At 65.3% G+C, this 5,588-nt stretch carries 7 protein-coding genes; all 7 read right to left on the bottom strand.

The window, feature by feature from the left end:
• A partial coding sequence (locus ABIE08_RS23565) for an ABC transporter substrate-binding protein (protein WP_354554588.1) occupies positions 1 to 852 on the bottom strand: 852 nt, incomplete at its 3' end.
• 44 nt (positions 853 to 896) lie between these two features.
• Positions 897 to 1,931: an ABC transporter permease gene (locus ABIE08_RS23560; RefSeq protein WP_354554587.1), complete on the bottom strand. Its 1,035-nt coding sequence runs from the start codon at positions 1,929 to 1,931 to the stop codon at positions 897 to 899.
• Positions 1,928 to 2,692 carry an ATP-binding cassette domain-containing protein gene (locus tag ABIE08_RS23555; RefSeq protein WP_354554586.1) on the bottom strand — a complete coding sequence of 255 codons (765 nt, stop codon included), beginning with the start codon at positions 2,690 to 2,692 and terminating at the stop codon, positions 1,928 to 1,930. The genes ABIE08_RS23560 and ABIE08_RS23555 overlap by 4 nt, the downstream gene beginning before the upstream one ends.
• Positions 2,689 to 2,988: a hypothetical protein gene (locus ABIE08_RS23550; protein ID WP_354554585.1), complete on the bottom strand. Its 300-nt coding sequence runs from the start codon at positions 2,986 to 2,988 to the stop codon at positions 2,689 to 2,691. Before ABIE08_RS23550 ends, ABIE08_RS23555 begins: the two co-directional genes overlap by 4 nt.
• A gap of 1 nt (position 2,989) precedes the next feature.
• Complete coding sequence (locus tag ABIE08_RS23545) at positions 2,990 to 3,724, bottom strand: hypothetical protein (RefSeq protein ID WP_354554584.1); 735 nt, start codon at positions 3,722 to 3,724, stop codon at positions 2,990 to 2,992.
• Positions 3,721 to 4,566, bottom strand: coding sequence for a BtpA/SgcQ family protein (locus ABIE08_RS23540; protein ID WP_354554582.1), 846 nt, complete (start codon positions 4,564 to 4,566; stop codon positions 3,721 to 3,723). Before ABIE08_RS23540 ends, ABIE08_RS23545 begins: the two co-directional genes overlap by 4 nt.
• 1 nt (position 4,567) lies before the next feature.
• On the bottom strand, positions 4,568 to 5,458 hold the full coding sequence (locus tag ABIE08_RS23535; RefSeq protein WP_354554581.1) for a carbohydrate kinase family protein: 891 nt from the start codon (positions 5,456 to 5,458) through the stop codon (positions 4,568 to 4,570).
• Between the last annotated feature and the right edge of the window lie 130 nt (positions 5,459 to 5,588).

Genomic DNA, 5,588 nt, shown 5'->3' with positions numbered 1-5,588 from the left:
GGCGATCAGCTTAGCAGCGATGTCCATGGCGACCGCGCCCTGCTGGCTCGGGCTCTGGGCGATCAGGCCCTGCAGTTCGCCGTTCTTGAGTGCGGCGACTTCGGCGCTGGCGGCGTCATAGGCAACCATCTTGACCTTGCCGACCGCCCCGGCCTGGCGCAAGCCGGTAATCGCGCCGATCGCGCCTTGGTCGTTGGTCGAGAACACGCCGGCGAGGTCCGGGTGGGCAGACAGCGTCGAGGTGATGATCTCGGCGGCGCGCTGCGGGTCGTTCGACTGGTACTGCGGACCGAGATACTGGATGTCCGGGTACTTGGCCTTCAACGTCTCCGCGAAGCCGGCCTCGCGGGCGTCCTGGGCTAGCGAGCCCGGCGGTTGGGTGATAACGAGCACCTTGCCCTTGCCGTCGATCAGCTTGGCCAGCGCGTCCGCCGCCATGCCGCCGCCGGCCTTGTTGTCAGTCAGGACCTGGGTCTTGAGGATTGACGGGTCGGCGATGGTCTGGTCGACCGTGATCACCTTAGTGCCGCGCTCGGCCAGTTCGCGCATGGGTGGGATCAGCGCCTGCATGTCGGTCGGCACGATCGCCGCGACATTGGGGCCGCCTGCGGTGACGGCGTTGACGACGGGGATCTGCGCGTCGGCGGCAAACTGGTCGGCGGCCGAAACGGTAAGCGTGAGGCCAAGTTCCTTCGCACGGGCCTGCGCGCCGCACTGCATGGCCTGATAAAACGGGCTGCCGCTGGAGCCGAGCACAAGAGCGACAGTGCCCTTGTCCTGGGCAAAGGCGCTGGATGCGCCCAACGATGCCATGGCGAGGGCCATAGCCGCGGTAACGATGGATTTGGTCATCTTCTAGTTCCCCTTTTTTGGATATTGCGGCGCTGTGCTTGGCACTAGCTCCGTTTGCGAAGCCGTCGCTTGAGTTGGTCTATCCAGACGGCGAGGATCAGGACGGCACCCATGGCGACGGTCTGCCAGAACGGCGGAATGCCCAGGATGACGAAACCATTGAGAAGAATGATCGGGATGAAGACCCCGACCACGGTGCCGAAAACGCTGCCGACACCACCGAACAGGCTGGTCCCGCCCAGCACGACGGCCGAGATGGTCGCGAGGCTGTCCATCGCGTGGCCGTTGATGGTGGTGGTGGAGAAGCGGGCATTCGCCATGACGGCGGCGATGCCCGCCATCAACCCGGAGATCGCATAGACCTGGATCAGCCGGGCCGTGGTGGGAATGCCGCTGCGTCGGCTGGCTTCTGTGTTCGATCCGACGGCGAACACATGCATGCCGAAGCGGGTGAGATGAAGCACGATCCCGGCCAGCACCACGGTGACGGCGGCGATGACCACCAGCGCCGGGATGCCGAGCACGCGGCCGGAGCCGATATAATTGACCAGCATTTCCGGCATGGCGCGGACATCGACGCCGCCCGACAGAATCTGCGCGCCACCTAGCGCCATGCCCATGCTGCCGAGCGTGACGATCAGCGCCGGGATCTTGGCGACCGCGATCAGGAAGCCGTTGAGCGCACCCCACAAGGCTCCGACCGCCATCGAAGCCAGGATGCCGATGGCGATGATGTCCCAACCGGCGCTGGTCGTGCCGTAAGTGGTGCCATCCGCGCCGGAAAGCAGAAGCATCAGCTTTGCCGAGACGACGGAGGCAAATACCAGCACGGAGCCGACTGACAGGTCGATGCCACCGGTGATGATGACGTAGGTCTGCCCGACAGCGAGGACGAGCAGGATGGCGGCATTGATCGAGAGTTGCTGGATGTTGTAGCCCGAGCCGAACTGGGCCGGACGCAGCACCAAGAAGATCGTGATCAGCGCGACGAGCAGGAGAAAAATCCAGCCGCTGGCGACGAGGCGCAGCAAACGCTCTTCGGTGGTCTCGACGGGTGCAATGGCAAGGTCGTTGCTCATGCTGCCATCTCCTTGGCTTGTCCGCTGGTCATTTCGCGGACCAGGTCGTTGACGCTGGTCTCCGAGGCCTTCAGATCGGCGACGGTCTGACCGAGGCGCAGGACCTGGATGCGATCCGCCACTTCGAGGACCTGGGGCATGTTGTGGCTGATCAAAATCACCGAGGTGCCGGCGTCGCGGACGCGCTTGCAGAGATCCAGCACGCGCGCCGTCTGGACGACGCCAAGCGCTGCCGTCGGTTCATCGAGGATGACCAGCTTGCTTGCCCACATCGCGGCGCGGGCGATGGCGACGGACTGGCGCTGGCCGCCCGAAAGCGATGCGATCGAGACGCGCTGCGACCGCAACTGCACGCCGAGCTTGGCGAATTGCTCGATCGCCTGACGCTGCATCTCGCGTCGGTCGAGGAAGCCGAACCTACCGAGCCAGTCCTTGCGCACCAATTCGCGTCCGAGAAACAGATTGTCGGCAGGCGTCAGATCCGGCGCGAGCGCCAGATCCTGATAGACGGTTGCGATGCCGCAATCCTGGGCATCGAGCGGAGAGGTGAAGCTGACCTCCCGTCCCTCGACCCGCAACGTGCCCCCGGTCGGGCGGTCCGCGCCCGACAGGATCTTGACCAGGGTTGATTTGCCCGCGCCATTGTCGCCGATCAGGGCGACAATCTCGCCTGGCATGACCCGGAAGTCGGCGCCTTTCAGCGCCTGCACATGGCCGAATGTGCGCCGGATGCCTGTCGCCTCGAGCAGCGGCTCGCTCATGTGCCCGTTTCCAGGCCGATATTGTTGGAGAACGCGAAGAACTCGTTGTAGCGGGCGGCGCATAGCGCCTGCCAATGCTCGAATGCTTCGGTCGTCGAGGCGAACTTCCAGATCTCGACTTCCTGGAAGTCGTGCTGGCCGCGGATGTGGAAGCGGCCATTATACTGGGCGCCGCCGGCGCTGGCCTTGTCGCGAACGGCCTGCCAGGCCTCGGTCAGGGTAAGCTTCTGCGCCTCGTCGAGGAGGTACCAGTGCGGGCGCGGGCGGGAATAGTGGATCCAGACGGATTGAGTCATGTCAGGCGTGCCTCGGCGCAATGAGCTCCGCGAGCGGCTCGAGCCGGCCCACGATGTGACGCGATGTGGTGAACTTGAAATCGGCTACTTCTTCATGGCCGCGAATGGCGGCATCGGCCGTATCGGGGCCGTCGATCTCCCAGGCGCCGAGATGGTGCCAGCCATGCGACCAGTCCAGGCGGTGGCGGCCGGCGATGTTGACGCCGAGGGCCAGATCGCCCTTGAAGGCGATATCGCACTCGAAGTCGTATTCGGTCCGCTCGGCTGGCGTCGCCTCGCACCATTGGTCGTTCCACTCCCATAAGGCGAGGAACGACCAGCCATGGTCGGTGAGCGCGCCCTTGCCCATAACGGGCGCGAACTCTTTTACCCCCATTAGCCACTCCGTGCGGAACGCGCGGGCCCAGCCGGCTTTTTCCAGCCGAACCGTTCCGGCAAGCGCGCTTTCGAGATCGGGCGCCTCGAAGACGCCGGCGATGTCGTGCGAGTGGGTGAAGCCCGTTGCCAGTGCGCGTGGTGCGTTCGGAGCTTCCGGATCGAAAACCCGGCGCAGCGACAGCGTCCATCCTTCGGCGGCGAGTTCATCGAGAACGGCGAGAATGGCGCGGCGATGCGCCTCGCCATAGATGCCGGGCAGGTCATCCTGCCGCGTGGCGACGAACATCACCGAAGCCTTCGGCGACGCGCCGAAAGAGGCCGTGGAGAAGACGTCCGTATCTCCGGTGAGGCTGGTCATGTGCGTGCCTTTTCGACCGCGTTCATCAGCCGCTCGACGCGCCCCGGATCGACCGGGTTCCACCAGCGCGAGTCGACCTTGAGCCACTGGCCGACGATCGCGCCGTCGGCGACGGCCATCAGCGAAGGCACCTGTTCGGGCGAAAGGCCGGAGCCGACGATCACGGGCAGGTTGGTGCCGGCGCGGACTTCGCCGACTTCTTCGGGCTGGGTCGGCGAGCCCGTACGCGTGCCGGTCGCGATCAGCACGTCGGCGTCGAACCATTCGGCATCGGTCGCCTGCTCGGTGATCGAGCGATCGGCGGTGATGGCGTGCGCGCCGAACTTCACATGCACGTCGGCGAAGATGGAGACGTCCTTGGCGCCGATCTGGGCGCGGTAGCGCAGCGCCTCGGCCGCCGGGCCGTTGAGGAAGCCCTCATTGGCGACATAGGCATTGACCCACTGGTTGACGCGAACCCAGCGCGCGCCGACCGCCTTTGCGACGGCGAGGCCGGCGATGGCGCCGTTCGCCACGCAGGTGATGCCGATCGGGTTGCTGACGGCGTTGCGGACCTCCTGGCAGATCGCCGATAGCGCGGCGACGGTCTCGAAGCCGATATGCTCCGGCCGCGAGAATGGCATGTCGCTCGCGTTCTCGATCATGATGCCGTCGATGCCGCCATCGACGAGCGTATGCACATCCCTGATCGCCGCTGCGATGATCTCGCGCATCGGCTCGCCCTCATAGCGCGGCGCGCCGGGAAGCGAGCGCAGATGGACAACGCCGATGATCGGCTTCGACTTGGAGAAATGCGCCTTCAGCGCGCTCGGCTTGGCCGGCATTACGATCGGGGGAGACATCCTACCTCTTCGTTTCTTCGTATGTTTCGATTTCGGGGAAGGTCGGGTACGCCGTCTGGGCTCCGACCCGCGTGCAGGCGATGGTGGCGGCGGTGACCGCCCTGGCGAGGACACGTTCCATCGGCCAGCCGGCTGCCACGCCGGCGAGAAACCAGCCGGCCAGGCAGTCGCCGGCGCCGGTCGTGTCGACAATGTCCAGGGCCGTTGGTGGGGTGGCGCTCAGCACGCCATCGCCGTCGTGAAGTTCGGCTCCGAGCGGGCCGCGCGTCCGCACCACGGCGCCGACGCCAAGGGCGCGCAGCCTGCCGACCGGGTCGTCGCCAAGGCTGTTCGCTGCCCGGTCGTTGATGAATACGAATGTCGCGCCGTCCAGCACGTCCGCGAGCGAGTCGATGCCGGCTGGAAACGTGGCCGGCTCCAGATCAATCGACCAGGAGAGGGCGAGACCGCGCGCCCGTTCGATCAGGAGCGCCGCGCCCGGTCCGAAACAGGCGGTATGCACATGGGTGATGCCGTCGAGGGAAGCCGCCTCGATCGCTTCGAGTTCAGGATAGATCGTGACACCGGGATAGAGCAGCAGCCGCTTTTCGCCGTGCGGCTCGATAACCGTCACAACCCGGCAGAGCCCGCCGCGGACGATGGCCGGCCGGAACTCCAGTGGCAGGGAGTGCGCTTCCCGGTGCATCTGGCCGGAGGCGTGGTCGGTACCGAGCGGCGTGAAGAGGACGGCGTCGCCGCCGGCGCGGCCGAAGGCGACCGCCGTATTGGTGACGACCCCACCAATTCCCTCGGTCGACCCGGTGCAATGCACCTTCTCGTCCGGCGCGGGCATATGGGGCGCCAGCAGGCTCAGATCCAGGCTGATGTCACCGACAAAGAGAGTTTGCGCCAAGGGATGGGTCTCCGTGTGATGACATATTTGTAGTAATGTAATTACATTTGGCAAGCCCGATTTGCGCAAAAAGATAGCTGGATATAATTCGGCCTATAAACTAGCCATTATGACTACTGCCTGAGCGACA

Origin of the sequence: Kaistia defluvii (genome assembly GCF_040548815.1) — a bacterium.
Classification (GTDB): Bacteria; Pseudomonadota; Alphaproteobacteria; order Rhizobiales; family Kaistiaceae; genus Kaistia; species Kaistia defluvii_A.
The sequence above is the reverse complement of the archived record's forward strand: the minus strand, read 5'-3'. Positions and strand labels throughout refer to the sequence as shown.

What these genes read in the sequence shown, in the direction of transcription:
- ABIE08_RS23540 (WP_354554582.1), bottom strand. Translation starts at nt 4,566, where the DNA reads ATGTCTCCCCCGATCGTAATGCCGGCCAAGCCGAGCGCGCTGAAGGCG.
- ABIE08_RS23550 (WP_354554585.1), bottom strand. Translation starts at nt 2,988, where the DNA reads ATGACTCAATCCGTCTGGATCCACTATTCCCGCCCGCGCCCGCACTGG.
- ABIE08_RS23555 (WP_354554586.1), bottom strand. Translation starts at nt 2,692, where the DNA reads ATGAGCGAGCCGCTGCTCGAGGCGACAGGCATCCGGCGCACATTCGGC.
- ABIE08_RS23545 (WP_354554584.1), bottom strand. Translation starts at nt 3,724, where the DNA reads ATGACCAGCCTCACCGGAGATACGGACGTCTTCTCCACGGCCTCTTTC.
- ABIE08_RS23560 (WP_354554587.1), bottom strand. Translation starts at nt 1,931, where the DNA reads ATGAGCAACGACCTTGCCATTGCACCCGTCGAGACCACCGAAGAGCGT.